The organism is Paenibacillus sp. p3-SID867, assembly GCF_025142895.1.
GTDB lineage: Bacteria > Bacillota > Bacilli > Paenibacillales > Paenibacillaceae > Paenibacillus_AQ.
Genome location: NZ_JAMBDM010000004.1, coordinates 263358 through 290340, shown reverse-complemented (window position 1 = coordinate 290340; position 26983 = coordinate 263358). Strand labels below are relative to the sequence as shown.

Genomic DNA, 26983 nt, shown 5'->3' with positions numbered 1-26983 from the left:
CTATTGTCGTCGACCCTAAGGAGTTCTCAGCTCTTAGGGGTTGACGACAAAATGATACTGCTGGCCGTTTGGACTGAACTATTTTACAACTATGATTCCGGAACGGCTGATAAGCTCCAATGTATGGGATGCATCCCCAATCGTGCCCTCCACTGCATTTTCCGTGCGCTGGGATTCCTTAAAGCCATTTAGGCCTATGCTTATATCCGATGAATTGCTGCTTGCGGCAAGGTTTAACGAAGTAGGGGGCGTTATATAAGATACGGTGATATCTCCGGATTCTGTTTCTACGCACAGTCGTTTACCTTCATCGATCTCTTTGACGGTGACTTCCCCAGCTGTTGAGGTGATGTTCATCTCGGGGCTGGTCACACCGTTTAAATAACTGCCACCGCTGCCGGAAGTTACGGTTAATTCGTTTAGCGAGCTGTTTTTCAATTTGAGCTCTCCGTCTTTGGATGTAAACACACCTGTGTCAGCTGAAAGTCCTTCGATGGTTTCAGAGCCCGAATGGTTGGAGAAAACGATGTTTTGGGCCGATACATCCTTCATCTTGATGTCACCCGCATCATTATTCAATGTAATCGTATCGACTTCATGTTCGGGAACAGAGATATAGATCGTCCCTTTTTTGCCAAAAGTGAACCCAGCCATAGCACCACCCTGATCTTTCTGGGTAACGACAATTTTCTTCCCTTCCTGGTCAATCGTTACAGGGTCGCTCTTGTTGTCCTGACGCTTGCCATCACAAGCGATGGTGATGTTTGGGGAATCTGAACGTCTGAATTCAATATCCCAAGATTCGTTATTGATTTCAATTTCTTCGATGCGGCTAGCCTCATAGGAAGATTCATGGTTGTAACTTGTTGAATTCCCTACGCCTTGGCAGCCCATAACGAACCCGCCAACGGTAAGCAAAACAAGCGAAGTGGCTAGGATTTTTCTCAAGCTCAAGTCCTCCATTCTTGTACAGTGAAATTTTTAGGCTACATCGGTTCGATCTACTTTGTAAAAAGCAAGATAGCCGAGAATCAGGCCAAGCAGGCAGAGAACAATCGGGATGGCGATGAATTGGAACAAGCTGGCTGAGCTTCCTCCGTCGGACACCGTTGCGTTAATCAAGAAACCAATAATGACTGCCGAAGTAATCGTGGAAGGCACCGATTTTTTTCTCATGCCAAACGATAAAGGAATCAAGCTGATGCCGGCCATCATAAAGGCGTTCAGCGCTGTTGCCGGAACGGCGGCCATCATGGCATCAACGGCAATAGAAGCGTCAAATAAACCGATCATCGGATTCAAGAGGTACGTTAACAGATTAACCATGAACGTCGTTATGATAATACTGAAAAAACAGAACCCAAACACAATTGTTAATTTGGCTTGAATGATTTTTTTTCGCTGCAACGGGTAGGTGAACAATACTTGGATCATGCTGCTCTTGTATTCGTCAATCACTAAACGGGACAAAATAACGCTTGAGAAAATGATATAGGTGACTCGAACCAGGATATCCGATAACGACATGAAATCAGTGTAACTCATCGGTTCGTTCTCACTCTGAGAACCTAACGCCATCAACGTAACGGCGGAGAAAATCGCCACAATACAAACGGCTAAACCTTTGAAATAACCGGACAGGTTATTTTTCTGCCATTCCAGCTGTATAAGTTTAAGCATAGCGTTTGCCTCCATGAACGAGATGGATGAAATACTCTTCCAACGATCCTGCATGTCCTCTTCGAATGTCTTCCATCTTGACTTCATTTAATAATTTCCCCTGATGAATAATGCCAATCGTATCGGCGACCGATTCGATTTCGGATACGATATGACTCGAAATTAAAATGGTCGTTCCGTATCTCTCCTTTAAATGCAAGAAAAGCTCCCGCATTTCCTTAATCCCGATCGGGTCAAGTCCATTGATCGGTTCATCCAGAATGAGAATGTCCGGTTTCGTAACAATCGCGCGCGCAATCCCTAACCGCTGCTTCATGCCTAAAGAGAATTCATGAATTTTTTTCTTCCCCACACCGTGAAGACCAACGATCTCAAGCGCTTCCTTGATCGCAGTCTTATCGCGATAGTCCATGTATCTGCAATGAAACTCCAAATTTTCCTTCGCTGTCAGCCGGTCGTAAAACACGGGATATTCAATGATACTGCCGATTCTTTTTAAGTATTGAACCGACGTAGGCAGCACCAACTGATCGAATACTTGGATATCACCGGAAGACGGTTTGACCAGATTTAAGATCATTTTCATAATGGTTGTTTTACCGGCTCCATTCGGTCCTAAAAATCCGTAAATTTCTCCTCTGCGGATACTCATATTGACGTTTGAAATGGTTTCCGTGCCTTTAAATGCCTTGCTTACTTTATTGATTTGAATGGCGACTTCCACTTCTAATTTCCTCCCTTAATGATGTGCTACACTAAGCTTAGGGAATGAAAGTAAAAATAAAGTAAACGCTGTGGAAAAAACTCGTAACATTTTACATAGAGTAATCTCGTAACCTTTTAAATAGAGTAAGATAGAAAAGTGAATACATTGGATAAAGTTTGAAGTGAGGGGAAAATCGTAATGGAATCTGCAACCATACTAGCTGTTGATGATGAAATGGGTATTTTGAAGTTATTGGAGATCACGCTTCGCAAAGAGAACTTTACGCATATTGACACGGCATTATCGGGCAAAGGCGCGCTGCAGCGCATCAAAGAAAAGGCATATGATATGATTTTGCTCGATATTATGCTCCCGGATCTAAGCGGATTTGAGCTCTGTACGGAGATCCGGAAACATACGAATGCACCGATTATTTTTATTAGCGCGCGTTCCACTGACTTCGACAAATTAACGGGTTTAGGGATCGGCGGAGACGATTATATTACCAAGCCGTTTAATCCGATGGAGGTCATTGCCCGAATCAAGGCGATCCTTCGCCGGCAAAGGATTATGGAGAATGCACATCAACAAAACTCGGCGTACGATTACGGGTACTTCTCTTTTCATCCGGAATCGGCAACGTTAACCGTGAAGGGGCAACCTATAGATTGCACGGCAAAGGAGCTTGAACTGCTGCAGTTCTTTTGTAAACATCCGAATCATATCTTCACAACGGCTCAGCTGTACGAATTGGTATGGGGGAATGATGTGTACGGGGAAGAAAAAACGGTCACGATCCATATCTCCAAGCTGCGAAAAAAACTCGGCGATGATACCCGAAAACCCAAAATCATCGTGAATTTGCGGGGAATCGGGTATAAATTCATCCCCCCGACTGAGGCGCTGTCATGCGAATAAAAACTCGATTTACGATTCATTTGGCATTAGGGATTATCCTATGGATGCTTGGGACGGGTATCCTCCTCGTGATTATGCTTGAAGGCCTTTTTCCCTTGCTTGGTATCGATATCAGCATGGATAATGAAGGTCTTTTTGTAGGAGGGTTATTCGGGGCTAGTACGCTGCTGTGCATTGCGTTGTTCGGATGGTATTTTGGCGGCCCGATCGGATTTATCATGGCCTGGATTCATCGGCTCTCGCAGGACAACTACAAGCAACCTGCCGATTTGACCAAAATATATACCCGAAAAGGGAAGCTTCGCATGCGGTTCCGCCTGTATCAGGAGGTGCTTGAGCATCTTCAATCCTTGAGAGTCATCCTGCAAGCGAACGAAATCGAGAGAAGCCAAATCGAAGAAGCCAAGCAGGAATGGATTGCGGGGATTTCCCATGATTTGAAAACACCTTTAACCTATATCAAAGGCTACTCTGCGCTTTTATTGAATGAGCAGTACGAGTGGTCCAAGGAAGAAGTGATTTCGTTCATCCGGGAAATGGACGACAAAGGAAAGCACATGGAGGAATTGATTCAAGATTTAAGCCTTGTCACACAGCTCAATCGTGCCGACGGCACTTTCCCATTACAGAAGACGAATCAAGACATCGTCGAATTTACAAAAAGAGTGGTTGCCGATATTAGCAATAATCCGCAAGCGAGCAGCTATCACATGCATTTTCAAGCGGATCCGCCTGCCTTTTATGTTGATTTTGATTCGAAATTCATGCAGCGGATCCTGCAAAATATGATGATGAACGCCATCCTCCACAATCCTGAACATACGGATATATATGTACAGATTGCGGACACAGGAGAGCACGCCGCAATCCGCATCATGGATAATGGCGTAGGCATGCCGGCTCATATGGTGGAGCATCTATTCCAGCAATATTACCGGGGCACCACCACGGATTCTTCCTCCGAGGGCACGGGACTCGGAATGGCCATTGTCTATAAGCTTGTTCAGGCCCATAACGGCACCATTCATGTAAAGAGTGAGCCTTCACAAGGAACAACGTTCACGATTCGATTGCCGAAACAAAGGGGGAGCCATACGTGAAGAAACTGCCGACAATTCAATTAGAAAGATTAACATTACGGCCATTCCATGTAGATGATGCCAAAGTCGTTCAACAATTAGCAGGGGATCCCTATATTGCGGAAACCACATTATATATCCCGCATCCGTATGAGGATGGGATGGCAGAACAATGGATCGAAACACATGCCCATAACTTTAATGAAGACCGATCACTGGAACTAGCTATCGTACATAAAGAAGAACAATATGTAATAGGCGCAATATGTATTGGATGTACTCGGAAGTTTGATCATGGTGAACTTGCATATTGGATTGGGAGACCGTATAAGAACAATGGATATTGTACGGAAGCGGCAAAAGGAATCGTACGGTATGCGTTTAACGAAATGAAATTACACCGTATATTTGCCCGTTATCTGGGGAAAAATCCTGCATCGGGTAAAGTCATGGAAAAGTTAGGAATGAAATATGAAGGGCGATTAAGACAGCATGTTCGAAAATGGGATCAATACGAAGACCTTGTGTATTATGGCCTTTTAAGGGATGAATATATTTCAGAGAATAGGTGAGGGGGCACGCCTCCCCCCACCTAGATTCACTTAACAACATCTTGACAATAACAGGAAACCTGTTATTCTATAACCGACAGTCAGTCGGTCGGTGGTGAGGAGGTGTAACGATGAGAGTTGTAAAAAAAGCGGAAGAACGAAGGAACGAAATCCTTGATGCAGCGGATGAGCTTTTTGCTCAGAAGGGCTTTGACGGTACAAGTACAAACGATATTCTCGAAAAGGTCGGGATTGCGCGGGGAACCTTGTATCATCACTTCAAGTCGAAAGAGGACATCATGGATGCGCTGATTGATCGGTATGCGGTCCACCTTTTGGATGGGGCACAGGAAATTGCCGAGGAAAAGAGCATACCCGTAGTCGAACGCATAATCCGCGTTGTGATGGCTCTGAACTTAAGCGGCGGAAGCAGCAAGGAAATTATGGAGCATATTCACAAACCGCAGAATGCGCTCATGCATCAAAAAATACAAAAGGTCATCATCAACGGCCTTCCGCCGATCCTGACGGGAATCATCCGCGAAGGCATTGAGCAGGGAATGTTCAGCACGCCGTTTCCGTATGAATGCATGGAAATGGTTGTAATCTATGCGAATACCGTTTTTGATGACGATATGATTACCTTGACGAATGAGGAGCGCGGTTCACGAATGCTGGCCTTTGTTTGCAACGTAGAAAGGCTGCTCGGTGCAGCAAGCGGGAGTCTTATGGACGTCATACAGATGTTTGGTGGAGGAGACGAAAGCAGCCATGAATAAACGGATAGTGTGGGGAATTTCATCGGCGGGCCTCGGCAGAGGGATGGCATTTCTCTATATTATCGCCGGGATACTGTTATGTGGGACTTCGGTCATTCTGTATAAGTTAAGGCGGTTAAAATGCGTGAAAGCAGAGGTGTCTTATGTACTCCAGAATAATCCGCAATGATCTTTTAAAAAACAAGGCCATTACGCTAACGACCATGATATTTGTCGCTGCTGCGGCTATGCTTGTTTCGCTTGCGGCGATCCTCGTCGTCAATCTCTCGGGAGCGCTGAACACTTTGATGACACAAGCCAAAACACCGCATTTTATGCAGATGCATTCCGGTGAAATAGATTCCGCGCGGCTTTTTGCTTTTGCGGAGCAGCATCACAATGTGGATGACGTTCAAGTAATTGAATTTCTCAATATGGATGGTGCGCGGATACGATTAGGCGAGCATTCGCTTGCGAATAGTGTCCAGGATAACGGATTTAGCATGCAGAGCCAAAAATTCGATTATCTGCTTGATCTCGACGGTAACATCATTAAACCCGCCATCGGCGAGTTGTATGTTCCGGTAAGCTATATGAGGGATGGCACAACCAAGGTCGGTGATCTGGCGGTTATTAGCGGGAAGGAGTTTATCGTTGCAGGATTCCTCCGGGATTCACAGATGAACTCTACGCTCTCCTCCTCCAAAAGATTTCTTGTACATAAACATGATTATGCGGAAATTAAGAGCCTTGGCAGCACGGAGCATCTGATTGAGTTTAGATTAAAGGATCTATCCGAGATCGGTTCATTTGAAACGGCTTATGCCTCCGCAGGCCTTGAAGCAAACGGACCAACCGTTACATACAAGCTTTTCAAAATGATGAACGCACTTTCCGATGGATTGATGATCGCGGTTATACTTCTTGTGAGCGCGCTTGTCGTGGCCATTGCATTGATGTGCATACGATTTACGCTCCTGGCGAAAATCGAAGACGACTACCGCGAGATAGGCGTGATGAAGGCAATTGGGCTGCGTGTTTCCGACATAAAGAAGATGTATCTCGCGAAATACGCAGCGATTGCGGCGGCGGGTTGTATGCTCGGTTTTGCACTGTCGTTTATGTTCAAAGGCATGCTTCTTGAAAATATACGGCTGTATATGGGAGAAAGTGAAAATTCCTCTTATGCTTTGTTGTTGGGAATTACCGGCATACTGCTTGTATTCCTTGCCATCATCGCCTATGTAAACACAGTGTTGAAACGTTTTCGGAACATATCCGCTGCAGAGGCTATACGCTTTGGTACTTCGCAGGACAAAAGCCCAGGCGCCAACCGTTATAGTCTAAGTGGAAACAGGCTGTTGAATACGAATGTTTTCCTTGGTATCAAAGACGTTCTCGCAAGGAAAAAGCTTTATGCTACAAGCCTAACGGTACTGGTGATTTCAGCATTTATCATGATGGTTCCACAGAATTTGTACAACACCATCTCCTCTACAAGCTTCACCCAATATATGGGGATCGGAAACTATGATCTACGTGCTGACATACAGCAGACCGATAACATTTCAGAAAAAACGGCTGAACTGCAAAATGAGATGAGCAGCGACCCCGCCATATCCAAGGTTGCCGTCCTTACAACAAAAGCATTTAACATCAAAACAGAAGACGGTTCTGAGGAAAACATAAAAATCGAACTCGGCGACCATTCCATATTCCCGATTGCTTATTCCATTGGCAGAGCACCCGCTGCAGAGGATGAAATTGCACTGTCGGCTATAAATGCCGATGAGCTGGGCAAGAAAGTCGGCGATGTCATTACACTGGTAATAGAGGGACAGGAGAAGGAACTGACGGTGAGCGGGATATATTCCGACATTACCAATGGCGGCAAAACCGCAAAGGCGGTATTCTCCGACAATTCGGCGGATATGATGTGGAGCATCATCTGTGCAGAACTTTCGGATCTATCTCTTATCGGCGCTAAGATTTCAGACTACGCGGACAGGTTTGATTTTGCCAAGATTTCAGATATTGATGAATTTATTACACAGACATTCGGCTCAACGATAAATGCTGTCAAGAGGGCCTCGGACGCTGCAATTGCTGTTGCGCTGATGATATCGGTACTGATTACCCTGATGTTTATAAAAATGCTTGTTGCGAAGGACAGATATTCCATTGCCGTTATGAAAGCCCTCGGTTTCACGAACTCGGACATAAAGGTGCAATATGCTTCGCGTTCGGTATTTGTTCTGATGGTCGGCATTGTTCTTGGAACGCTTCTGGCGAACACGCTCGGAGAAAGGCTTGCGGGTGCGGTTATCTCTTCGTTTGGAGCGTCAGCGTTTCATTTTGTGGTCAATCCGCTTTCGGCGTATCTGTACAGCCCGCTTATGATGATAACCGCGGTACTTATCGCAACCATGATCGGCACTTCGGGCGCAGGACGTATCAAAATATCCGAAAATATAAAGGAGTAGGCAGATGAAAAAGATGATTATCGGTGAGGATATCGTCAAATCTTTCGGCGAGGGCGGCGAACAGCGCAATGTTCTGGACGGGGTGTCCGCCTGTATACACGAGGGCGAGTTCGTAGCTGTTATGGGACAATCAGGCTCGGGCAAATCCACGCTAATGTTTGCACTGAGCGGGACGGATGGCGTGAATGGCGGAAAAGTCGTTTTTGAGGGCAAGGATTTATCGACACTCGGGGAGAATGAGCTTGCAGATCTACGCAGAACCCAAATGGGTTTTGTGTTCCAACAGCCGACGATGCTGAAAAATTTGAATATCCTCGACAATATCATTCTTCCTTCCATGCGGGATAACCGTAAAAACGCCGCGAACATTTCGGTGAAGGCGAGGGAGCTTATGAAAAGGGTAGGCATCGCAGAGCTTGAAAAACGGAACATCACCCAGGTTTCGGGTGGTCAACTTCAGCGTGCGGGAATATGCCGGGCACTGATGAACAACCCGCGAATTATCTTCGGCGACGAGCCAACGGGAGCGCTCAACTCCATTTCCGCTCAGGAAATCATGGACCTATTCTCGGAGATCAATGCAGACGGTACGGCGGTCATGCTTGTCACTCACGATGCACAAGTTGCGGCGCGGACGGAGCGCATTATGTTTATGCGCGATGGGAAAGTGGTCGGCGAACTCAAGCTTCCAAAGCTTGTGGGAACGGATTTGGATGGCAGGGTCAAGAAAGTTATGCTGAAAATGCAGGAAATCGGAATATAAATCGATATCCATTTAAGCCGCAGGACTATCGCCCTTGGTTAGCGAATGTATAATTATGGAATCACTTGATTCGCACCATAATTTACGCTTGAGCAGTCAATTGAGCGAAACATTAATCATGAAACGGATGGTATTATACGATGCATGATCAGTCTAAACATTTCGTTGCGGTTTCAGCACTTGTTAAGAATGAGGATGGACATGTTTTAATGGTTCGTACTCATGTTCGTTCGGATACGTGGGAAATGCCCGGAGGTTTCGTTGATGCTGGCGAGTCGTGACGGGGAACGCCTGGAGGCCAAGCACGCATTTTTACTGACAGGGGAGCCTCGGATCGGTAAAACGACGATGATCAAACAACTGATCAACGCCATCGGTCCGGATCTTTGCGGTGGATTCTATACGGAGGAAATCACGAATTCGAGTGGTCGAATCGGTTTTAAGTGCGTATCCGTTTGTGGGGAAAGCGTCGAAATTGCACATGTAGAAAACCCAAGCAGCACTCGTATTGGAAAATACGGAATGGATGTAGAAGCATTCGAGGATTTTGCCGTGAAAATATTAGAGGACGCCTTGTCCTCCAAGAAAATCATCATTATCGACGAAATTGGTTTTATGCAGATGTTATCTTCTTCTTTTCAAAAAATAGTACAAGAGATGATTATAGGTTCCCGGATTGTTCTGGGGACCATTCCTCTGGAGAGCCATCCTGTAATAGACATCATCAAATATCGGAAGGAAGTCAGGATTATAAGTATGAACGCATCCAATCGTGACACGATATCCGAAACTTTGTTAAAGGATATGATGAAAGCTGTGGAGGGTGAATAATATGCAGATCGAAGATGTCTTTTCGGATCTCCCTACGTTAGAAACAGACAGAACGATTTTAAGAAAACTGAGGAGCGAAGACGAACAGGATATATTTCATTACGGCTCGGATGAGGAGGTATCGAGATATACGGCTTGGCCGACGCATCAAACGATGGAAGATACCCGCCTCTATTTAATGAGGGTCCTGCATAAATACAGCCAGCATGCTGTGGCCCCTTGGGGAATCGTGGACAAAGAAACCGGAAAAGTCATTGGAACCTCAGGATTTATGGCTTGGGATGTCCGACATGCTAAAGCCGAATTGGGTTATGCCCTGTCCAAGGATTATTGGAATCGTGGTTACATGACCGAAGTGATCAGGACCATCATCTCTTTTGGATTTGAAAGAATGAAGCTGGTTAGAATCGAGGCAAGCTGTCTGCCGTCAAACCTAGGATCAGCCAGAGTGATGGAAAAGGCCGGCATGTCCTATGAAGGTTTATTAAGACAGACGATATTCGTAAAAGGGAACCATGAAGATCTGAAATTATACTCTATTGTTGTGGATGACTACCGGAATCAGAGCAACTCCCGTTAACGGGCTGGTTGAATAGCGGCCATCGTAAGAACCCCCTTCGTTCATGAGCGAAGGGGGTTACTTGGAATGATCGGTAGGCAGAACGGTCACTTAGCTGATAGCCCGGCATACAAGTTCCGGTACACGGCCGGGGTGAGATGCTCGAACTTTTTGAACGTTTTAATGAAATAGCCCGTATCGCAAAACCCTAAATCATCGCTCACTTGATGGATCGGCGAATCGGTGGATTCCAGCAGCTGCTTGGCCCATTCAATCTTAAGCCTGGCAATGAAGACGGAGAAATTTTTACCTGTTTCCTTCGTAAATATGCGGCTGAAATAGCTGGGACTGATATGGCAAAGCTTGGCCATCTCCTTCAGGCTGAAGTTCTCATGCTTATGCGCAAATATATAGTCAAATGCGGGCTGAAGCACGGCATTCGACGAGACGAACCGTCCCGCGCCATTCTTCAATTTGGTATCGATCAGCGCACCTGACAGCTCCTGCTGCATGGTTTGGATGCTGCGGACCGCACGATCCGACTCCTTTAAAGCTTCCACGGAAGCTGGCGCATCCATGTGGGTGGTCAGTACTTTTTTGTACAAATCGACTGTGGTATGCTTTTGAATCGCTTCCTCCACGATATAGGTGCTTAATTGCAGCAGCAGATCCACGCACTTCGTCACCTCGTCATAGGATAAGACGGGCAGTGCATCGTAATCCCCTTCGAGTTCCTTAAACTTCCGGTTTGACTCCACATTGGGCGGCCGTGATACGATCTGCTCCAGCATCGGTGCATCAGGTTCTCGGAGCTTGAGCTGTCCGGCCATAATCGCACCAAGATATTGGTTATCGATAATGATCGGGATGGCGATATCGATAATGTTGAAATGGCATAAATAGATGTATGGTTTGTTCTGGCGAACTGCTTCAATGCCGGCTCGCGCGTCGCATTTTTGACAATATGAAGAGAGATGGGAATCCTGGCGCACGCCTTGGCAGAAAGGCTGACAGTGGCTGTGCTTGGTGACGGGAACGCCCTTGTAATCAACCGTAAGGATCGCCATTTTGGTCACGAGCGATAAGGAATCCTGCAGTTTCTCCCATTTCTCCAAATCAATGATTTCTTCTAAATCATATCGGGATTTGGACATGACAACATTCTCCTATGAAAAGTTATAGAAACTCTATTGAATATTATAGCGAATGGTTCCACTGAAGAACAAGATAATACAATTTTCCATGGGGATGACAAAAAAATACGATAAGAAAACGCTTTATTCCGACTTCATTGTTTCATGCTTCCCGAATAAGTACAACCTATAATAATTAATATAGTTTACGTAGGAGGAATGATCATGAGAAGAGCGTTTATCAGTCCGACAAAATATGTGCAGGGTGAGAACGAACTGTTGAATTTAGGTTATTTTGTAAAGACATTCGGAGATTCCGCCCTGCTGATTGCCCATCCCGATGATGTTGCACGGGTGAAAGACAAGTTGGAGTCAACCAAACAGAAATTTAATATAACGCTAGTTGAAAGCGGCTTCCGTGGGGAATGCTCCCGGCAGGAGGTTGCCAGATTGCAAGCATTGGCGAAGGAGCATCAATGTGCTTGCACGATTGGCCTCGGCGGAGGCAAAGCGATTGATACGGCAAAATGCGTGGCCGAAGGTGAGGCCCTGATCATTGTTCCGACGATTGCGGCAACCGATGCGCCGACAAGCCATTCTGCGGTCCTCTATACCCCAGAAGGCGAATTCGATGATTATGCTTATTTCAAACAAAGTCCTAGCGTTGTCATGATTGATACGACGGTTATTGCCAAAGCACCGACTAGATTCCTAGTTGCTGGCATGGGGGATGCGCTCTCTACCTATTTCGAAGCAAGAGCAACGGCGCAATCGTATTCCAATGTCAATGCCGGTTTGCCGTGCGGCGTTCGCGAAGGCGTATGCGGTGAAGCCAAAGGGACGATTACCGCGCTGGGACTTGCCAAGCTGTGCTATGAAACGCTGCTTGAGAACGGGTACAGAGCGAAACTGGCCTGCGATCAAAACATCGTGACGCCTGCGCTTGAGAATATCATCGAGACGAATATTCTGTTATCGGGACTAGGCTTCGAGAGCGGCGGTTTGGCAGCGACTCACGCGATTCACAATGGCTTGACGGCACTGGAAGGAACGCATCATTATTATCACGGCGAGAAGGTAGCCTTCAGTACGATTGCTCAATTGGTGCTTGAGAATGCAGACCGGAACGAAATGAAGGAAGTGCTGGACTTTTGTCTGTCGATCGGTCTTCCTGTATGCCTGGAAGATATCGGCGTCGAGCATGTGACCTACGAGGAACTGCTTGAAGTGGCCAAGAAGGCATGTATTGCCGAGGAATCCATCCACTCGATGCCATTCCCGATTTCGGAGGAAGCGGTAGCATCCGCGATTATGGCCGCTGACCAATTGGGCCGTCAATACAAATGGAGTAAGGAGATATAAGATGAAGAAAATCATGAACAAACCGGAAACCTTGGTTAGGGAAATGTGCAATGGGCTTGTGCTTGCGCATCCTGAGCTGGCGTTCAACCCTAAATTCAAGGTGATTTCCAAAAAGGAGATCGATCAAGATAAAGTTACGCTGATCAGCGGCGGCGGAAGCGGCCACGAACCGGCGCATGCCGGATTCGTTGGACAAGGCATGCTGGATGCGGCCGTGTGCGGCGATGTGTTTGCTTCCCCATCCCAAATCCAGGTGTATCAAGCGATCCGCAGCTCCGCGAGCAATAAGGGAACGCTGCTTATTATCAAAAATTACAGCGGCGACATCATGAACTTCAAAAATGCGGCCCACCTCGCGAGCGAGGACGGCATCCAAGTGGATTATGTGAAGGTCGACGATGACATTGCGGTTGAAGACAGTCTCTATACGGTAGGGCGAAGAGGGGTTGCCGGAACGGTGCTCGTTCATAAGGTAGCCGGAGCGGCTGCAGAAGCCGGGCTGTCCCTTCCGGAAGTGAAAGAAGCGGCGCAGCATGCGATTAACCATGTTCGCAGCATTGGCTTCGCGTATACCTCCTGCACTGTGCCCGCCAAGGGAACTCCGACGTTTCATATCGAGGATGACGAGATGGAGTATGGCGTCGGCATTCACGGCGAACCGGGAATCCGCAGGGAGAAATCGGTTTCTGCAGATGAGCTGGCGCAGCGGATGGTCACGTCATTGCTGGACAACTTGCAGATGAATGATGCTGCGGAGCATGAAGTGGCCGTATTAATCAACGGATTTGGCGGCACGCCGCTGCAGGAGCTGTATTTGCTGAACAATTCCGTAATGTGCGAATTGGCGTCCCGGAGCAAGCGGGTATTCAAAGTATTCGTCGGCAACTATATGACCAGCATCGATATGGCAGGCGCATCGGTGACAATCATGAAGCTGGACGAAACGCTCAAGAAGTGGCTGTCTGCGCCATGCGATACGCCGGCACTGTCGGTCAAGGGACCTTTTGAGCCTGTGAGCTATACCGAGGTTGTTCACGAACAGAAGTCAGAGAACGCGGTATCGTACAAAAACAATACGGATCCTGCCGCAGCTGTAATTAAAAACAACCGGCTGTCCTTGCAAAATATCATATATCTGATCGATCAAATGAGTGAGGTCATTATCGAGAACGAAGTACCGTTCTGCGAGCTCGACGCCCATGCCGGAGACGGCGATTTTGGCATGAGCGTTGCCAAGGGCTTCAAGCAGCTAAAAGCGGAATGGGACGATATTCTGACCCACCATCTTCGCGATATCGGCGATTTCCTCGACGCCTGCTCGATGATCATCATGGAGCATTGCGGCGGGGCCTCCGGACCGATCTGGGGATCCGCATTCAGGGCGGCGAGTAAATCTGCCGGTCAGAAGCAGGAATTGTCCGTTCAAGAGGTTGCCGATATGATGCAGGCCGTTGTCAAGGGAATTCAGGATACGGGCGAACGATCGTTCGGAAGAGGAGCCGTTGTTGGCGACAAGACATTGATCGATGCGCTCGTGCCTTTCGCGGATGCCTGGACGCAGAGTGCGGAGCAAGGCGTGGAGATGAAGCCGGCAGCGATGAAGGCGTCCGAAGCGGCGGTTCTCGGCGCTCAGAAGACGGCAGACATCGTTGCCCGAATGGGAAGAGCAGGCACCGTCGGCGAACGCAGCATCGGATACCCGGATGCGGGGGCGTATGCGCTCGGGGTTATTTTCACCGAGCTTGCTAAAGCGATGAAGTAATCTGGAACGTAGTTATGTTCCTTTCAGGTACTACAGTACTACTCATATGTAATGTGAAACGGAAGTCCCCTAAATTGACGGGGACTTTTCTTTATTAACTTATTTCGATAGTGGATAGCATAAATGGTCAAGAGATTATAGCCTAAGAAATGGATCGTTAGCATACTATCCATAACGGCAATTGTATTCATTTATAGTAAGTCGCTTTCAGCTGCAGAGTCGAAATAAATAAGCTCCTCATTACTGTGATTACACTTGTGGGAAGCTTATTGTTGTTTTACGCGTTGATTTGGTGTAAGACTAGAGTATGAAGTGTGAGATATAGGAGAAGGTGACAATGGCAAATATTAATGATATTGCAAAGCGGGCAGGAGTATCCGTATCAACAGTATCAAGGGTGCTGAATCAACATCCTTATGTATCTGAATCGAAGCGGGCAGCTGTGCAGCGTGTGATTGATGAAATGGACTATACGCCAAATCGCTCAGCTGTCGATTTAATTCGTAAGGAAACAAGAAGTATCGGTGTGATCATGCCGTACAACAACAATCAAGCCTTTGATCAACTGCTTCATGGTGTGCTTAATCGATCGGTCGAGCGTGATTATTCCGTGATGGTTCTGCCTACAAAGTACGATCCGGAAAAAGAGCTCAGCTGCTTAAATATGTTGAAAAATAAACAACTGGATGGAATCATCATTACCTCTCGCTCAAACACTTGGGATGCCATTGTGCCATATACCAAGTACGGGACGATCGTCGCATGCGAGTTTACGGATCATCCTGAGATTGGCTGTGCCTACATGGATCGGTATGCATCTTACGTAGACACGTTTCAATTGTTAAAGGATAAAGGGCATTCACGAGTCGCTTTTACGACAGCAAGAGGAGAAGAGAGTAATAGTACACAGCTAACGATAAAAGCGTATCAGTATATATTTGGCGATCTGCCGCCAGCATACCATATCAGGGATTGCTACAGCATGGATGACGGGGTAAGAGCGGCACGACAACTACTTAATATGGATCTTAGACCAACCGCTGTTTATGCGAACGGCGATGAGGTTGCGACAGGTATTTATCAGTATGCAAGGAGCATACAACTAGGGGTGCCAGAGGATCTGGCGATCATTGGCCAGGAGAATCAGCCTGTCGGGATTGGGTTACGCCTATCTACGGTTGATCATCAATTGGTGAAAGTCGGTGAACAAGCCTTTGATCTTACAATTAAGAAATCAAAGGATAAGGTAGAGATTCCTTATCACATCATTGTACGGCAATCGATATAATTATTGACTTACAATCGCTCCATGCATGGTATTTTTCAATGATCCAGCCCATCATTTTATATTTGGAGGATATTTATGAATCAACGTTTTCGGATTACAAGATCCATGAATGCAAACACTAGTAATCAAGAGATTTCATTGGAGGAATGCCAAGCTTATTTTTCATCCAAGGCGGATTTCACATATCAGACGGTGCTGACTGTTAAAGGGGAGGAGAGCACCATGTCTGTCGAAGGGGATTTCTTTATGTGGAAACATGGAGAGGCCCTTATTCCATTTAGACACTATATGGGGGAGTTGTACATAGCCGTCTCCCATCAAGAAATCGTACCCCTCATGATCGGAATTGCAGCTGATTTACGGGCAGATATCGTAGAAGGGTAAGGAATGAAAGTTGCCATATGACAAGATTTTTAAACTTAAAGGCCGCATTCTTGGTCATACCCCTGTCAAGTAGACAGAACTAAAAGAGAGCTTTAAGCAGCAACCGTTTCTCGGTATTCCACCGGGGAACGGTTGTTTCATTTTTTCTGAAATCGTTCTCGCTGTGTCGTATTGGCAGATGACTTTTTCCTCTTGTCTACTAGTCTAGCAGGGTAGGTACATGACGATTCCCCTCCTGGCTTGGACAGCTTGATGGAGCAAAATATGTAACATATGAAACCTGATAACAGGTTCATATGTTACACATTCTCAGCATCATACTTCAACAGGGATCGCGGAGATCCGGATGAAAAAATGATGATAGCAGCGGGATCGCGCCGGACAGACGGATGACAATGCACATCTTACACATTTACGATGTCATGCCGTCTTCTCTACACTTTGGAATGTAAGCGTTACCTGTTAACCACTGGAACGTGATGTACGTGAGTGAGCCAGATAACCTGACATGAATCGATATGTAAGAAAGGAGGGGAAGCATGAGGGGAAAAAGACTACTTGCTGTGATATCCGGAAGACGTTCCATCCATCGCGAAACGAAGCCGCCTAATCCAGATGTAAACCCAACGTCTCTCGGTAAAAGAATCAGGGTGAACTGGGAGCTTTATCTGTTCTTGGTGCCGGCCGCACTGTATTTCCTTGTATTTCACTATGCGCCGATGTACGGTATCCAGATTGCCTTTAAGCGCTGACAGCGCTATCATAAACAAATATCGTTACTCCGGTCAGTGGAATCAGGAAGATCAGAATATAAGACAGAACGTATCTTAAGAGCAGCTTCGACTTAAAGTGATTCCAGTTTATTCGGAAAGTGAAAGTGGATACGATGAATAATTTGAGCTTGTGAATGATCATTTGGGCGAATCCTCCATTGCATTCTTTTCATGTCATGGCCGATTCCATCAACAATGATAGGGTTACTAAAACATTATATCATTATAATGATTATTCGGAGAAATATTAAGCAAGTCACTCCTCAGCCATGATCCAGGCTAGGGCGTTTTCATAGATTGCAACAGCTTTCTTGGCACTGCTTGTTCGGTTGTTTATTCGCTTTAAAGAGAGATTTTGTTATGATAGGGACAAGAAAATAATGGGAAGTGAGAGAAGCTGTGGACAAAAAGGCAAAAAAGGTTTTACTTCAAACGTTCTGGTCATCCAGCGGCTGGAAAAGCAGTTCTTTGCCGTTCGTTGGGGAGGACTTTGATTACGCAAAGAGCATGAAGCTGATGTTCGACCCCATCACCATCGGGCATGATGAGCTGATCCAGCGGCTTCATAGCTTACATAAGACGGTTACTAAAGAAAGGGCTGCTGTCGCATTTCTGCACAGCCTTTCCACGAGACAAGTGCATCTGCGAAGCGCGCTTTCCAGCTGGGCGCAGACATCGCGCCTGCCTCTTCATCAGTACGAAGAACGACGCTCGGCCATGCCGAATTACAGCAGCTGCGGAGATTGTAACCATGCCGGGCTGCAGTCCGACCGGGATTACGTGAATGCCGACCTGAACGTACTGAATTTCGAACGGGTCAAATGGGGAGGCGTCCGCTTGAATCAGCTGCTCTACTGCTGGCTTGATCTGGAGCTGTTGAGCCATGAGGAGGACCTGACGGTGGACGAGGAGGATATCGCCATTCTGCGGAAGCTGATTGCAGCCGTCGACGGATGTGCTGAAACAGAAAGCCCGCGTCATCTCGAAAAGCGGTTGAAGGATGTTCTACCTTCAAGCAAGTATGAACGAGACGTGCTGATGGAAGTTCTGGGATATGCCGGCGTGCTGGTTCCGAAGGATACGCCCCGCACGCGTCCGAGAAGGGACGACGATTTCTTCTCGATGTCGGAGTGGCAGGGAAGCGACGGGTATTCCACTGAAGCGCTGCAGTTTTTTTTCGGCGAATATCTCTAGACCGCGCTGCATCATGATAGGTTACAGAATGCGTACCGGTTTAGGATTTAAAGGGGAGGGTTAGAATGGAGCAGCAATTAGAGGAACTGATTGATCGTTATCAACAAGACCATTATTTATCCGGGAACATCCACATTTCCAAAGAAGGCAAAACCTTATTCAGTAAATCCTACGGGCAAGCCAGCTTTCAGCTTGGCGTCCCCAATAACAAGGATACGAAATTTCACATTGCCTCAGTCACCAAGATGTTCATTGCAGCTGCCACCCTCAAACTCTATGAACAAGGGCTGATTAGTCTTGATGATCACCCAGGTACTTATGTTGACGCATTTAAGGCTCTCCATCCAAAGATCACGATCCATCATTTATTGAGCCATTCATCAGGGCTGCATGATATTTATGCCGTACCTGACCTTACATATGAGATGAGCAAATTAAGTGTGGAGAAGAAAGCGTTTATACCCTACCTCGTCGGACTGAAACAGAATTTCATTCCGGGTGAGCGTTGGGAATATAGCAGCACCGGGTTTATCATGCTGGGGTATATACTAGAGGCTGTGACGGAGATGAAGTATGAGGAAATTTTGAATTCCTGGTTCTTCTCGCCTTTGCACATGGGATCGACAGGGGTTGATTGTCCTCGTCAGATCAATTCAGGCAGAGCATACGGACACGCCTGGGAAAATAATCAGCTGATAAACGCTGACAATGACAGGCTTAGCACGGTTCAAGCTCCAGGCGAGCTGTACTCCACGGTCCAAGACCTGAATACGTGGTGTGAAGCCCTTTTCAAAGGTGAAATCCTTCAGCCGGAAACGATGGATAAAATGTTTGCACCGTACTATACGACAACATTTGACCCGAACTTAAACTATGGATATGGATGGTTCCTGGGGGCTGACTTTCGGTTAATTGCCGGAGGAACTCCGGGATTTCGATCCGAAATTTGGCACTATCCAGTTCAAGATCTACGGATCGTCATGCTATGGAATTATGAGAAAGTAGACTCGCACCAGTTGTTCCGAATGATTAAACCTCTATTGTTTCATACGTAAAACGAAGGAAACGACTACAAGATTAATCGGGAACCATGCAAGCATGTATTTGTTTTGGTCATTATCACTTTCGAGAGGAGCCTTACATGAGAAGCATCAAGCCAGGTCGGGGACCGTCGGCTATGGGCGCGGTTGGCAGTGCTGCAATTGGCGTATTTGGGATATTCTGGACGATTTCGGCAGCAAATATGGGAGCACCCGTCTTTTTTGTCCTGTTCGGGGTCATCTTTGTCGGTGTCGCGGTTGTGCAGGGGATTTTTCATCTTAAAAATGCTACGGGAGCTAACCGCATGTCCGTCTATGATATTACCGACGACGAACCGGATCCATTAGATCCTTACCTTCAAGCGAATGCAAGGCAAAGCGTCAACGAAGGTTTTAAACAGGATGGCGATTTCAATTTCTGCCCATATTGCGGGAGAGCCATCAAACATGAAACGTACCAATATTGTCCGAAGTGCGGTAATGACATTGGGGAGAGGCAGTAAGCTTGCTTGGATAATGCATATTAATGCCGAGATAGGAGGATGAATAATGGGCTTTCATGACACGTACAGATTCGGTGTGCATGCCATCATATCGAACGCCGACGGCAAGCTGCTCTTATTAAAACGGACCTATGGGAACAAAGGATGGAGTTTGCCCGGAGGCGGGGTCGACCCCGGCGAAACGATCCATGAAGCAATATTTCGCGAATGCCGCGAAGAACTGGGCCTCACCCTGCTGGATGCGGTCTTGACCGGATTTTATTATCACAGTCATATCAACGTGCAGGTCGGCATATTCCGCTGTTCGATCCCTCTTCATGAGGAAATTATCCTTAGCTCAGAGCATTCGGAGTATAAATGGGCCGAGTTGTCGGAGCTGAGCGACGTTCAGCGGTTAAGGGCCGAGGATGCATTGGCTTATCAAGGAGAAGTTAGAAGCCGGGCGTTTTAAATTTCATGCTCTCCAATGATCATGCATGTCACTGAAAAATTTCTGGGAGAGGATAACTGAAAAAGTTGTGCCTCAGGGCATCGAGAGTTAGAATGATTGATAAAGTGATCAAGAGAGGAGAGAGCAGAATGAACGAAGCGTATCTTCAATTGTACGATTATCACATTTGGGCGAACGAAAGACTATGGAACCATCTGCAATCCTTGCCGGAAGGCGTGTTTCTCCAAGAAGTGAATCTGGGCTTCAAATCCATCGCCGAAGTCTTCGGTCACCTTGCAGCTGCGGAGGAAGTTTGGTTTGCCCGGATCAAGGAGGAAAGTCCCCCGTCGCTTGCCGCGAGACCGTTCGCGAATTTGGAAGCAGCTCGTCAATACCTGAGCGAGCTTCAAACCAAGCACCATGAATATTTAGCATCGGTTGGCGATATGGGGAAGGTTGTGACTTATCACAACACGGCAGGCGAGGGATTTCAGAATTCGATTTCGGAGATTCTCCAGCAGGTCGTAAATCATGGAACCTATCATAGAGGTAATATCACGACCATGCTTCGGCATTTGGGACACAAAGGGTTAATAACGGATTACATTGCCTTTTTAAGAGCGTAGCTTAAACGCATCACACATAGGGGACTTCCTGCTGTCATGATCTCATGAGCCGGGGAGTCCTTTTGCTATTTTTACCAAATGGAAATTAGGATGTAAAATAGAATATATGCCTTGGGAATCGTTTTAAGTAGAGATTATTTATAAATATAATGGGTGTAGTTCTTCCTGCGACTCTCTTATATGATGTAAGGAATGCCTCTAAAGAAATAGATTGAATAAACCTGTTAAAGCGGATCAGATGATTATATTCGAGGCTAGGAAAGCTCCGACAGGGCGCTAGTAGAACTAGTGCCCTCAGGTGTTTATCCATAAGTGGCGTGAAACCCTGTGCAGGGATTAATTAGAATCAGTGAGGTGATTGCATTCCGTATGACGCAGATTTAACTTCCGGAGATGTGGATCGATTACTCCAATACCTCGAATATTTCCAAGATCTTGGGTCCGTTTTTTATCATGAAGTTAATGGGTACATGCGCGAAAGCCAGGAAATCGGAAGTTTTCGTAAAGCGTTAGATGATACCGGCTTCTTAATGGTATTCAACTGGAGTGATTGGTTAATGGAGAACGAGATCTACAGGAACTTAGATCATGAAGTGGATAGCAGCATCATGAACGCCGATCTGACAATCCTTAGAAAATTAATGACCAGTTATATTCGGGGGGATCGATTTAACGAAGGGTTATTTATCCAAGTATGCGTAAAAGGGCACGCAGCTAGTATTCTGTTAAGACTAAGAGAATTAAAGGGCACATTATCCTGATCCTACGCATACTTGTCATCGTCGTACTGAAATGACTTAGTACATTCATACGAAGGAATGGAATTATAGCGTGAGGGAGGAATAACAATGATAACCAAAGCGATTTTCCTCGACTTTTATGGGACTGTGGTTCATGAAGATGATGAGATCATTCCGTTAATATGCCAAAAAATCAAGGAGACTTCCTCTGAGGACTGCACCATTCAGGAAATAGGACAATACTGGTGGAAGTCCTTCTCAAACATGTTTCATGAAAGCTATGGGGAAGATTTCGATAATCAAAGAAATCTGGGCAGAACATCTTTACGCACGACGATAGACTACTTCAAATCGGATTGCATTGCAGAGGAGATCATACAGGAGCAATTTGAGCATTGGCAAAAGCCAGGTATTTATGAAGATGCGCTCTCTTTTTTTAAGTCGTGTAAATTGCCCATATATATCATTTCTAATATTGATACATCGGATGTGATGACAGCCATAAGGTTTTACAATTTAAAGGTCACTGGCGTGATCACTAGCGAAGATGTCAGATCATATAAGCCGAGGTCGGAAATATTTGTAGAAGCACTTAGAAGGTATGAGTTAAAGGCTGCGGAGGTCCTGCATGTCGGGGATTCATTAACAAGTGATGTTGTAGGGGCTCAAGCATTGGGAATCCGAGCCGTTTGGATCAATCGTATGAACAAATTAAAGCCGGATCATATACAGCCCCCCGATTACATCATAAAGAAGCTGACGGAATTAGAAGGGATCATCTAGCGCGAAATATCTAAGAACGATAATGAATAGGAACGCTTGTGCGTAGATTCGATAAAAGGTAAAATATAACTACAATTGAATCTTGGGTGGGCATGGTTTCCCTTCGAAAGGGGGTGAAGCCATGGAGGTAAAGGATGCATTAACGATTATGTTTTTGTTTGGATCGTTCATTCTTGCTCTTTTAACATACATTAACAATAACAACAAGAAAAAGTAAAAACCCACCCAAAGGTTACGCGCCGAAGGTGGGTTTTTCGTTCCTAAATGACTTAGAGGGGAATAAACCATCCAAGCCAATTGTACTGACCAAGTGTTCGCTGCACTTGGTCTTTATTACATATATAGTACCATAAAATAAAATATGTATCAAAGCTTAGAAATACCTGAGGAAGCGTAGAAAACAAGAAAGTAATCATCATGTAAAATCGCTCTTTCGTAGTCGATGAAATCGATCGGAGTATATAGAATCTGGAAAAGGAAAGGAACGAAATGACCAAGAAATATACGATTTTCATATGTGTAATATTTCTACTCATCTCAATTCTGATCATTTCTTTTTTTGCACAAAAAACCTCTGAGACGAAAGCCCCTAATAACTCCGTTACCCTGACTTTAGATGAACATACAGGCTCTGTTATTTGGAATGATCTTATTAAGATCACGGTCGGGCAGCAAGATGGTCCAACAGAACATGTGAGTATTCGAAATCATTCGGAAATAACGAACAAAGAAAGTATAGACTTACCTATTGGTCAGGCTATATTAATTCGGTTTCTACATGGTGGTTCGGCAGTTTATCCCACTCCGGATAAAGTATTTTATATGATATACATTCAGAAACCCGTTAAAGAAAAGTCGGAGGAATTAATAAGAACTTATTATATTGAAGGAGAAGTTATAGGCGACAGTGAAATAGAAGCGAAAGAAGAACTCATAAAATTAGCACATGCTTGGAAGGTAGAGTAAGAACATATCGTATTTGTGCATATGAATCAATACTATAATAGTAATATGAAAGGAACTCTTATGGAAATCTATGGAGAACACATAATCTTATCTAGAATCACAAACGATGACTTGGATTTTATATGCAGGATTGAATGCGATCGAGATTTATGGCAGTTTGAAGAATCTGTACCGTCCGACGAACAAGTTCGAAGTAACTTTCTGGAGAAAATTAGGGAGGGCAACGAAACAGCAAGCTATGATTTTATAGTTCGTTTAGCGAATGATGGGAATAGAACTCCAATCGGACTTGCTCAAGTGTGGAGTTATATCGACTACAGGAAGAGCTGGGAATTGGGATTTGCGATCCTCCCTCAACATGGCGGAAAGGGGTACGGGAGTGAGGCTGCTCAGCTTCTTTTGAAATTTGCTTTTGAACAGCTGCATGCGCATAAAGTAGTTGGTATGTGCAATTCGCAAAATGCTCGATCTGCAGCGCTCATGGAGCATATCGGGATGACCCAAGAAGCCGTTTTTAAAGAGGAACTTTTTTGGAAGGGACAATGGACGGATCAGTACTATTATTCCATCCTTGAAAAGGAGTTCTTTGAAGGTAAACGATTGTAGGAAAGAATAGTTATAATTCGTCAATGCCAATCTCAATATGGAGGGGATCATGAAAATAGTAAAACACGTGCTGATCTTTTTTGTGTTGATTGTAATTACATCATGTAAGACCAACTCTGATATATCAACTACAAATTATGTGCATCTAATTGAGCAGCCGGTTGCGCTTATTGAATCCAAGCTGGAGTTCACCCCGGAGATTCCAACATACATCCCAATTAATGTAACAGAAGCAACGGCTTCTTTGGAATCGTATGAAACCAAGCAAGGGAAGTTTCAGGAAGTGGTATACCACCATAGGAATATTAATAAACAGCAGCTTTATAATCTCATCATTACCTATGACGAGACGGACGAGATCTACAGTGAAGAATCCATTGCCAGAGGTAAAGAAAGTCATGAACTGGAACGTGGCATTCAAGGATATTATGATGAAGATGATGACGATCAATCATTATGGTGGAGAAATAACGGCTTAACCTATAGATTTGTATATTTTCTTAATGAAGGACAGCCTAGGTTGGATAAGCAAGAATTCATTCAGTCCGCCAACTCCGTTCCTGGGCGTACCAACCGTACAAGAAGATTTATAAGAAACTGAATTGAAAAATCACATAGGTAGGGGAGAAGACATGATACAATCCATTGTCCATATTGCATTAGTCGTGAAGGACTATGATGAGGCCATCGCATTTTATACCGAGAAGCTGAATTTCACCTTGATTGAAGATACATACCAGCCTGAGCAAGATAAACGTTGGGTGGTCGTAGCACCTCCCGGATCGGTCGGCACGACGATATTGCTTGCCAAGGCGTCCAAGCCGGAGCAAGAGCCATTTATAGGCAATCAGTCCGGGGGCAGAGTGTTCCTGTTCTTGAACACAGATGATTTTTGGAGAGATTATCGTGAAATGGTATCGCGGGGGATTGAGTTTGTAAGAGAGCCCAAAGAAGCGGATTACGGCATGGTGGCGGTATTTAAGGATTTATACGGCAATCTGTGGGATTTGCTGGAGTTGAAGGAAGATCATCCATTGATGAAACGGACGAAGTAAATCGGTATATCGAACGGATATCCAAGAACCTACAAGGAGGAAGCAACAGATGTCTAAAATTCTCAATGTGATTGTCATTGCAGCGCACCCGGATGAACCCGAAATCTATGCAGGCGCGATCTCGGCAGCTTACTCAGAGATGGGTCATCGGGTGAAGTTCGTAACGCTAACCGATGGATGCTGCGGTCATCATGAAATGAGCGGGCAGAAGCTGGTCGAACGTCGGATTCAGGAAGCTCACGAGGCTGCAAAGCGTCTTGGGGTGCTTGAATACGTCGTTCTGCCCATTCCCGATGGCGAATTGATGCCAACGCTCGAAGTGCGCAAGGAAGTGATCCGTCTAATTCGCGGCTGGGAGGCGGATATCGTCATTACGTTCCATCCGGACGGTCCCGGTCATGTGGATAACCGCAATGTCGGGAAAGTCGTGCGGGATGCGGCAGATTTTGTTGCGAACGTACCGAATGCCGTCCCTGAAGTGCCGTCATTGAAGAAATCCCCGATATTCCTGCTGATGCCGGATTATGCGGCACGGGCGACATACCAACCGGATATTGTTATCGATGCTGGGGGCGTGATCGAGAAAAAATTACTGGCCTGCGATGCCCATGCTTCCCAATTCTATGAGTTTGCGCCTTGGCAAGGCGGTTTCTTGGATGCCGCACCGGATACCTGGGAAGAGAGGCGGGAATTTATTCTAAAATATTGGGATCGGTTCCTTAGCGTCTCGGACGAAATGCTGCCTTCGCTTGCGAAGAAATATGGCCAAGACCTTGCAGCCAGCGTACAATATGCAGAGGCTTTCGAAATCGCGGATTATAGCAGAAGACCGAATGAAGCTGAAATGGAGATTTTGTTCCCGATGTTAACGGCTACTCATGTGTGATCTATTTTTGGAGATTAGAAATAAAATAGCGGATTCCCTTCTCAGGGCAATCCGCTTTATTTATGATCCGAAAAATAAGCTTAAACCTTCTCCAATGGTGATTCTCCAACGGGACAGAATTCGGGATTCGTCAAACTTAAGCGATCGGCAAATTCCGGCTGGAGCTTGGCAAGCTCCGCATAATAACTTCCGATTACATGATTACCGCTCACCGATCCATTCTGGAAGGTTAACGGCCATTGGGTATGCACATGGCTGTAATAGTACTTCTTCTCCCGTTTAGGCATCTTGTAGATGTGGGGCGGGGCATGCGTTACGACGTCAAACAGGTTGGCGATGCGGCAGCTGTTTCGAACATACTTGGCGAAGGCCTTGGTAAAATCGGGATCTCCCACACGAGGGGACCCATAGGTAAATACATAAGGGGATTGGTGGTCCGTGTTGGCGGCAACATCGACTGCACATAAGGTTGCGAGCGCTCCTCCAAGGCTGTGGCCGGTAATGAACAGTGTCTTGTGTGCAGGGAGTCGGTTAAGTGCCGACATAACTTGGCCGCGAGCAGAGGCATAAATGTTAGTGAAACCGCGGTGTGTGAGAGAGGAGTCTTTAATATATTTGAAGTTTTTTTGGGAAGCAATGGCATCAGAAATCCAGTTTGTTGTTGAACTGGTGCCCCGAAAGGCGATAATGATTTCATCCGGTGATTCCAGAATAAACCCAAAGCGCTCGGACACGCTGATTAAGGAGTTCGCCTCAATGGTGTCATAGAGCGAATAATTTAGCGGAAGGACAAATGAGCCGTCCGTATTGCTGAATTGTGTATAGGTCTGTCCGCAGATCGCTGCCAAGAAAATGGCCCATTGTTCTCGTTCCATGCTCGTACCCATGCACATCCCGCCCTTCTGTTCTCCTACACTATATTAGGGTGCGGAAGGAAAGGTGCCTATACGACTAAGAATGGCGCATTCGCCATCAAGCCCAAGCTCATACAAGGGATATTATCTTGAGAAGGTTTGGGTAGAACCAAGTTATGTGGTACGATTCAATAGACGTTCTTGGTCGACCGGTGCATAAGCATGCACATCATCAGATTGTACTTTAATGATACATAGAGAGCAGGGTTA

Annotated in this window: 32 protein-coding genes and 2 pseudogenes; 28 read left to right on the top strand and 6 right to left on the bottom strand. The window is 45.9% G+C overall.

Translation table 11 applies throughout. The features are described from left to right. Positions 1-78 precede the first annotated feature (78 nt). The 3 genes and pseudogenes from M4D81_RS10420 to M4D81_RS10410 all read right to left on the bottom strand — a co-directional run. Positions 79-948 carry a DUF4097 domain-containing protein gene (locus tag M4D81_RS10420; protein WP_260066096.1) on the bottom strand — a complete coding sequence of 290 codons (870 nt, stop codon included), beginning with the start codon at positions 946-948 and terminating at the stop codon, positions 79-81. Between the two features lie 33 nt (positions 949-981). Then, positions 982-1680, bottom strand: a complete 699-nt coding sequence (locus tag M4D81_RS10415) for an ABC transporter permease (protein ID WP_260066094.1) — start codon at positions 1678-1680, stop codon at positions 982-984. Continuing rightward, positions 1676-2404 (bottom strand): annotated as a pseudogene (locus tag M4D81_RS10410) (ABC transporter ATP-binding protein); the annotation flags it as partial. The gene M4D81_RS10415 and the pseudogene M4D81_RS10410, both read right to left, overlap by 5 nt. A gap of 180 nt (positions 2405-2584) precedes the next feature. On the opposite strand from M4D81_RS10410, the gene M4D81_RS10405 reads away from it, so the two are divergent. The 10 genes from M4D81_RS10405 (at position 2585) to M4D81_RS10360 (ending at position 10349) form a co-directional block, all read left to right on the top strand. Beyond that, entirely contained in the window at positions 2585-3304 is a 720-nt protein-coding gene (locus M4D81_RS10405) for a response regulator transcription factor (protein ID WP_260066092.1), read from the top strand. After that, positions 3295-4404: a sensor histidine kinase gene (locus tag M4D81_RS10400; RefSeq protein WP_260066090.1), complete on the top strand. Its 1110-nt coding sequence runs from the start codon at positions 3295-3297 to the stop codon at positions 4402-4404. The genes M4D81_RS10405 and M4D81_RS10400 overlap by 10 nt, the downstream gene beginning before the upstream one ends. Then, positions 4401-4955 (top strand): GNAT family N-acetyltransferase, encoded by a 555-nt coding sequence (locus M4D81_RS10395; protein ID WP_071221813.1) that lies wholly within the window; start codon positions 4401-4403, stop codon positions 4953-4955. Before M4D81_RS10400 ends, M4D81_RS10395 begins: the two co-directional genes overlap by 4 nt. A 110-nt stretch (positions 4956-5065) precedes the next feature. Continuing rightward, entirely contained in the window at positions 5066-5713 is a 648-nt protein-coding gene (locus M4D81_RS10390; protein ID WP_071221812.1) for a TetR/AcrR family transcriptional regulator, read from the top strand. Continuing rightward, positions 5706-5882, top strand: coding sequence for a hypothetical protein (locus M4D81_RS10385; RefSeq protein ID WP_260066089.1), 177 nt, complete (start codon positions 5706-5708; stop codon positions 5880-5882). Before M4D81_RS10390 ends, M4D81_RS10385 begins: the two co-directional genes overlap by 8 nt. After that, positions 5857-8175 carry an ABC transporter permease gene (locus M4D81_RS10380; RefSeq protein WP_260066088.1) on the top strand — a complete coding sequence of 773 codons (2319 nt, stop codon included), beginning with the start codon at positions 5857-5859 and terminating at the stop codon, positions 8173-8175. The genes M4D81_RS10385 and M4D81_RS10380 overlap by 26 nt, the downstream gene beginning before the upstream one ends. A gap of 4 nt (positions 8176-8179) precedes the next feature. Beyond that, entirely contained in the window at positions 8180-8938 is a 759-nt protein-coding gene (locus M4D81_RS10375; RefSeq protein ID WP_260066087.1) for an ABC transporter ATP-binding protein, read from the top strand. A 140-nt stretch (positions 8939-9078) separates the two neighbouring features. Continuing rightward, a complete protein-coding gene (locus tag M4D81_RS34680) occupies positions 9079-9219 on the top strand; it encodes an NUDIX hydrolase (protein WP_194543810.1) in 141 nt (46 codons plus the stop codon). Beyond that, positions 9203-9769, top strand: a complete 567-nt coding sequence (locus M4D81_RS10365; RefSeq protein WP_260066086.1) for a nucleoside-triphosphatase — start codon at positions 9203-9205, stop codon at positions 9767-9769. Before M4D81_RS34680 ends, M4D81_RS10365 begins: the two co-directional genes overlap by 17 nt. A 1-nt stretch (position 9770) precedes the next feature. Continuing rightward, positions 9771-10349, top strand: a complete 579-nt coding sequence (locus M4D81_RS10360) for a GNAT family N-acetyltransferase (RefSeq protein ID WP_071221808.1) — start codon at positions 9771-9773, stop codon at positions 10347-10349. An 86-nt stretch (positions 10350-10435) separates the two neighbouring features. Here the strand turns inward: M4D81_RS10360 and M4D81_RS10355 are convergent, their stop codons facing one another. Next, positions 10436-11482, bottom strand: a complete 1047-nt coding sequence (locus tag M4D81_RS10355; RefSeq protein ID WP_260066083.1) for a PocR ligand-binding domain-containing protein — start codon at positions 11480-11482, stop codon at positions 10436-10438. 204 nt (positions 11483-11686) lie between these two features. Here M4D81_RS10355 and M4D81_RS10350 point away from each other — a divergent pair, with 204 nt between their 5' ends. The 5 genes and pseudogenes from M4D81_RS10350 to M4D81_RS10330 all read left to right on the top strand — a co-directional run. After that, positions 11687-12823 carry a glycerol dehydrogenase gene (locus tag M4D81_RS10350; RefSeq protein ID WP_260066082.1) on the top strand — a complete coding sequence of 379 codons (1137 nt, stop codon included), beginning with the start codon at positions 11687-11689 and terminating at the stop codon, positions 12821-12823. A 1-nt stretch (position 12824) separates the two neighbouring features. Beyond that, positions 12825-14585, top strand: coding sequence for a dihydroxyacetone kinase subunit DhaK (dhaK, locus tag M4D81_RS10345; protein ID WP_260066080.1), 1761 nt, complete (start codon positions 12825-12827; stop codon positions 14583-14585). A gap of 337 nt (positions 14586-14922) precedes the next feature. Beyond that, the gene (locus M4D81_RS10340) at positions 14923-15873 is read left to right on the top strand and encodes a LacI family DNA-binding transcriptional regulator (RefSeq protein ID WP_260066078.1); all 951 of its coding nucleotides are present in this window, start codon (positions 14923-14925) and stop codon (positions 15871-15873) included. Between the two features lie 75 nt (positions 15874-15948). Then, positions 15949-16257 carry a hypothetical protein gene (locus M4D81_RS10335; RefSeq protein ID WP_260066076.1) on the top strand — a complete coding sequence of 103 codons (309 nt, stop codon included), beginning with the start codon at positions 15949-15951 and terminating at the stop codon, positions 16255-16257. A gap of 539 nt (positions 16258-16796) precedes the next feature. After that, a pseudogene (locus M4D81_RS10330) lies at positions 16797-17003 on the top strand (sugar ABC transporter permease); the annotation flags it as partial. On the opposite strand, the gene M4D81_RS10325 reads toward M4D81_RS10330, so the two are convergent. Then, on the bottom strand, positions 16999-17172 hold the full coding sequence (locus M4D81_RS10325) for a hypothetical protein (RefSeq protein WP_260066408.1): 174 nt from the start codon (positions 17170-17172) through the stop codon (positions 16999-17001). The pseudogene M4D81_RS10330 and the gene M4D81_RS10325 sit on opposite strands and share 5 nt — an antisense overlap. A gap of 257 nt (positions 17173-17429) precedes the next feature. Between M4D81_RS10325 and M4D81_RS10320 the strand changes: the two genes are divergently transcribed. The 13 genes from M4D81_RS10320 (at position 17430) to M4D81_RS10260 (ending at position 25859) form a co-directional block, all read left to right on the top strand. Beyond that, positions 17430-18224 (top strand): hypothetical protein, encoded by a 795-nt coding sequence (locus M4D81_RS10320; protein ID WP_260066075.1) that lies wholly within the window; start codon positions 17430-17432, stop codon positions 18222-18224. 65 nt (positions 18225-18289) lie between these two features. Continuing rightward, positions 18290-19279, top strand: a complete 990-nt coding sequence (locus tag M4D81_RS10315) for a serine hydrolase domain-containing protein (protein ID WP_260066074.1) — start codon at positions 18290-18292, stop codon at positions 19277-19279. An 86-nt stretch (positions 19280-19365) separates the two neighbouring features. Then, positions 19366-19767: a zinc ribbon domain-containing protein gene (locus M4D81_RS10310; RefSeq protein ID WP_071219835.1), complete on the top strand. Its 402-nt coding sequence runs from the start codon at positions 19366-19368 to the stop codon at positions 19765-19767. A gap of 46 nt (positions 19768-19813) precedes the next feature. Next, positions 19814-20218 (top strand): NUDIX hydrolase, encoded by a 405-nt coding sequence (locus M4D81_RS10305; RefSeq protein ID WP_260066072.1) that lies wholly within the window; start codon positions 19814-19816, stop codon positions 20216-20218. A gap of 128 nt (positions 20219-20346) precedes the next feature. After that, the gene (locus M4D81_RS10300) at positions 20347-20823 is read left to right on the top strand and encodes a DinB family protein (protein ID WP_260066071.1); all 477 of its coding nucleotides are present in this window, start codon (positions 20347-20349) and stop codon (positions 20821-20823) included. Between the two features lie 395 nt (positions 20824-21218). Then, positions 21219-21584 (top strand): DUF6508 domain-containing protein, encoded by a 366-nt coding sequence (locus M4D81_RS10295; protein ID WP_260066070.1) that lies wholly within the window; start codon positions 21219-21221, stop codon positions 21582-21584. An 87-nt stretch (positions 21585-21671) separates the two neighbouring features. After that, entirely contained in the window at positions 21672-22346 is a 675-nt protein-coding gene (locus M4D81_RS10290; protein ID WP_260066069.1) for an HAD family hydrolase, read from the top strand. 121 nt (positions 22347-22467) lie between these two features. After that, complete coding sequence (gene comI, locus M4D81_RS10285; RefSeq protein ID WP_227793437.1) at positions 22468-22563, top strand: competence inhibitor ComI; 96 nt, start codon at positions 22468-22470, stop codon at positions 22561-22563. Between the two features lie 272 nt (positions 22564-22835). Continuing rightward, the gene (locus tag M4D81_RS10280) at positions 22836-23312 is read left to right on the top strand and encodes a hypothetical protein (RefSeq protein WP_260066066.1); all 477 of its coding nucleotides are present in this window, start codon (positions 22836-22838) and stop codon (positions 23310-23312) included. A gap of 60 nt (positions 23313-23372) precedes the next feature. Beyond that, complete coding sequence (locus M4D81_RS10275; RefSeq protein WP_260066064.1) at positions 23373-23918, top strand: GNAT family N-acetyltransferase; 546 nt, start codon at positions 23373-23375, stop codon at positions 23916-23918. Between the two features lie 49 nt (positions 23919-23967). Continuing rightward, on the top strand, positions 23968-24519 hold the full coding sequence (locus tag M4D81_RS10270; protein WP_260066063.1) for a hypothetical protein: 552 nt from the start codon (positions 23968-23970) through the stop codon (positions 24517-24519). Between the two features lie 31 nt (positions 24520-24550). Continuing rightward, positions 24551-24973, top strand: coding sequence for a VOC family protein (locus tag M4D81_RS10265; protein ID WP_071219842.1), 423 nt, complete (start codon positions 24551-24553; stop codon positions 24971-24973). A gap of 49 nt (positions 24974-25022) precedes the next feature. Further along, entirely contained in the window at positions 25023-25859 is an 837-nt protein-coding gene (locus M4D81_RS10260; protein ID WP_260066062.1) for a PIG-L deacetylase family protein, read from the top strand. 80 nt (positions 25860-25939) lie between these two features. Here the strand turns inward: M4D81_RS10260 and M4D81_RS10255 are convergent, their stop codons facing one another. After that, positions 25940-26746 carry a lipase family protein gene (locus M4D81_RS10255; RefSeq protein ID WP_260066060.1) on the bottom strand — a complete coding sequence of 269 codons (807 nt, stop codon included), beginning with the start codon at positions 26744-26746 and terminating at the stop codon, positions 25940-25942. Between the last annotated feature and the right edge of the window lie 237 nt (positions 26747-26983).

Coding starts and splice junctions, on each gene's coding strand:
- M4D81_RS10415 (WP_260066094.1), bottom strand. CDS start 1,680: ATGCTTAAACTTATACAGCTGGAATGGCAGAAAAATAACCTGTCCGGT.
- M4D81_RS10405 (WP_260066092.1), top strand. CDS start 2,585: ATGGAATCTGCAACCATACTAGCTGTTGATGATGAAATGGGTATTTTG.
- M4D81_RS10400 (WP_260066090.1), top strand. CDS start 3,295: ATGCGAATAAAAACTCGATTTACGATTCATTTGGCATTAGGGATTATC.
- M4D81_RS10390 (WP_071221812.1), top strand. CDS start 5,066: ATGAGAGTTGTAAAAAAAGCGGAAGAACGAAGGAACGAAATCCTTGAT.
- M4D81_RS10385 (WP_260066089.1), top strand. CDS start 5,706: ATGAATAAACGGATAGTGTGGGGAATTTCATCGGCGGGCCTCGGCAGA.
- M4D81_RS10380 (WP_260066088.1), top strand. CDS start 5,857: ATGTACTCCAGAATAATCCGCAATGATCTTTTAAAAAACAAGGCCATT.
- M4D81_RS10375 (WP_260066087.1), top strand. CDS start 8,180: ATGAAAAAGATGATTATCGGTGAGGATATCGTCAAATCTTTCGGCGAG.
- M4D81_RS34680 (WP_194543810.1), top strand. CDS start 9,079: ATGCATGATCAGTCTAAACATTTCGTTGCGGTTTCAGCACTTGTTAAG.
- M4D81_RS10365 (WP_260066086.1), top strand. CDS start 9,203: ATGCTGGCGAGTCGTGACGGGGAACGCCTGGAGGCCAAGCACGCATTT.
- M4D81_RS10360 (WP_071221808.1), top strand. CDS start 9,771: ATGCAGATCGAAGATGTCTTTTCGGATCTCCCTACGTTAGAAACAGAC.
- M4D81_RS10355 (WP_260066083.1), bottom strand. CDS start 11,482: ATGTCCAAATCCCGATATGATTTAGAAGAAATCATTGATTTGGAGAAA.
- M4D81_RS10350 (WP_260066082.1), top strand. CDS start 11,687: ATGAGAAGAGCGTTTATCAGTCCGACAAAATATGTGCAGGGTGAGAAC.
- dhaK (WP_260066080.1), top strand. CDS start 12,825: ATGAAGAAAATCATGAACAAACCGGAAACCTTGGTTAGGGAAATGTGC.
- M4D81_RS10340 (WP_260066078.1), top strand. CDS start 14,923: ATGGCAAATATTAATGATATTGCAAAGCGGGCAGGAGTATCCGTATCA.
- M4D81_RS10335 (WP_260066076.1), top strand. CDS start 15,949: ATGAATCAACGTTTTCGGATTACAAGATCCATGAATGCAAACACTAGT.
- M4D81_RS10325 (WP_260066408.1), bottom strand. CDS start 17,172: ATGATCATTCACAAGCTCAAATTATTCATCGTATCCACTTTCACTTTC.
- M4D81_RS10315 (WP_260066074.1), top strand. CDS start 18,290: ATGGAGCAGCAATTAGAGGAACTGATTGATCGTTATCAACAAGACCAT.
- M4D81_RS10310 (WP_071219835.1), top strand. CDS start 19,366: ATGAGAAGCATCAAGCCAGGTCGGGGACCGTCGGCTATGGGCGCGGTT.
- M4D81_RS10305 (WP_260066072.1), top strand. CDS start 19,814: ATGGGCTTTCATGACACGTACAGATTCGGTGTGCATGCCATCATATCG.
- M4D81_RS10300 (WP_260066071.1), top strand. CDS start 20,347: ATGAACGAAGCGTATCTTCAATTGTACGATTATCACATTTGGGCGAAC.
- M4D81_RS10290 (WP_260066069.1), top strand. CDS start 21,672: ATGATAACCAAAGCGATTTTCCTCGACTTTTATGGGACTGTGGTTCAT.
- comI (WP_227793437.1), top strand. CDS start 22,468: ATGGAGGTAAAGGATGCATTAACGATTATGTTTTTGTTTGGATCGTTC.
- M4D81_RS10280 (WP_260066066.1), top strand. CDS start 22,836: ATGACCAAGAAATATACGATTTTCATATGTGTAATATTTCTACTCATC.
- M4D81_RS10275 (WP_260066064.1), top strand. CDS start 23,373: ATGGAAATCTATGGAGAACACATAATCTTATCTAGAATCACAAACGAT.
- M4D81_RS10270 (WP_260066063.1), top strand. CDS start 23,968: ATGAAAATAGTAAAACACGTGCTGATCTTTTTTGTGTTGATTGTAATT.
- M4D81_RS10265 (WP_071219842.1), top strand. CDS start 24,551: ATGATACAATCCATTGTCCATATTGCATTAGTCGTGAAGGACTATGAT.
- M4D81_RS10260 (WP_260066062.1), top strand. CDS start 25,023: ATGTCTAAAATTCTCAATGTGATTGTCATTGCAGCGCACCCGGATGAA.
- M4D81_RS10255 (WP_260066060.1), bottom strand. CDS start 26,746: ATGGGTACGAGCATGGAACGAGAACAATGGGCCATTTTCTTGGCAGCG.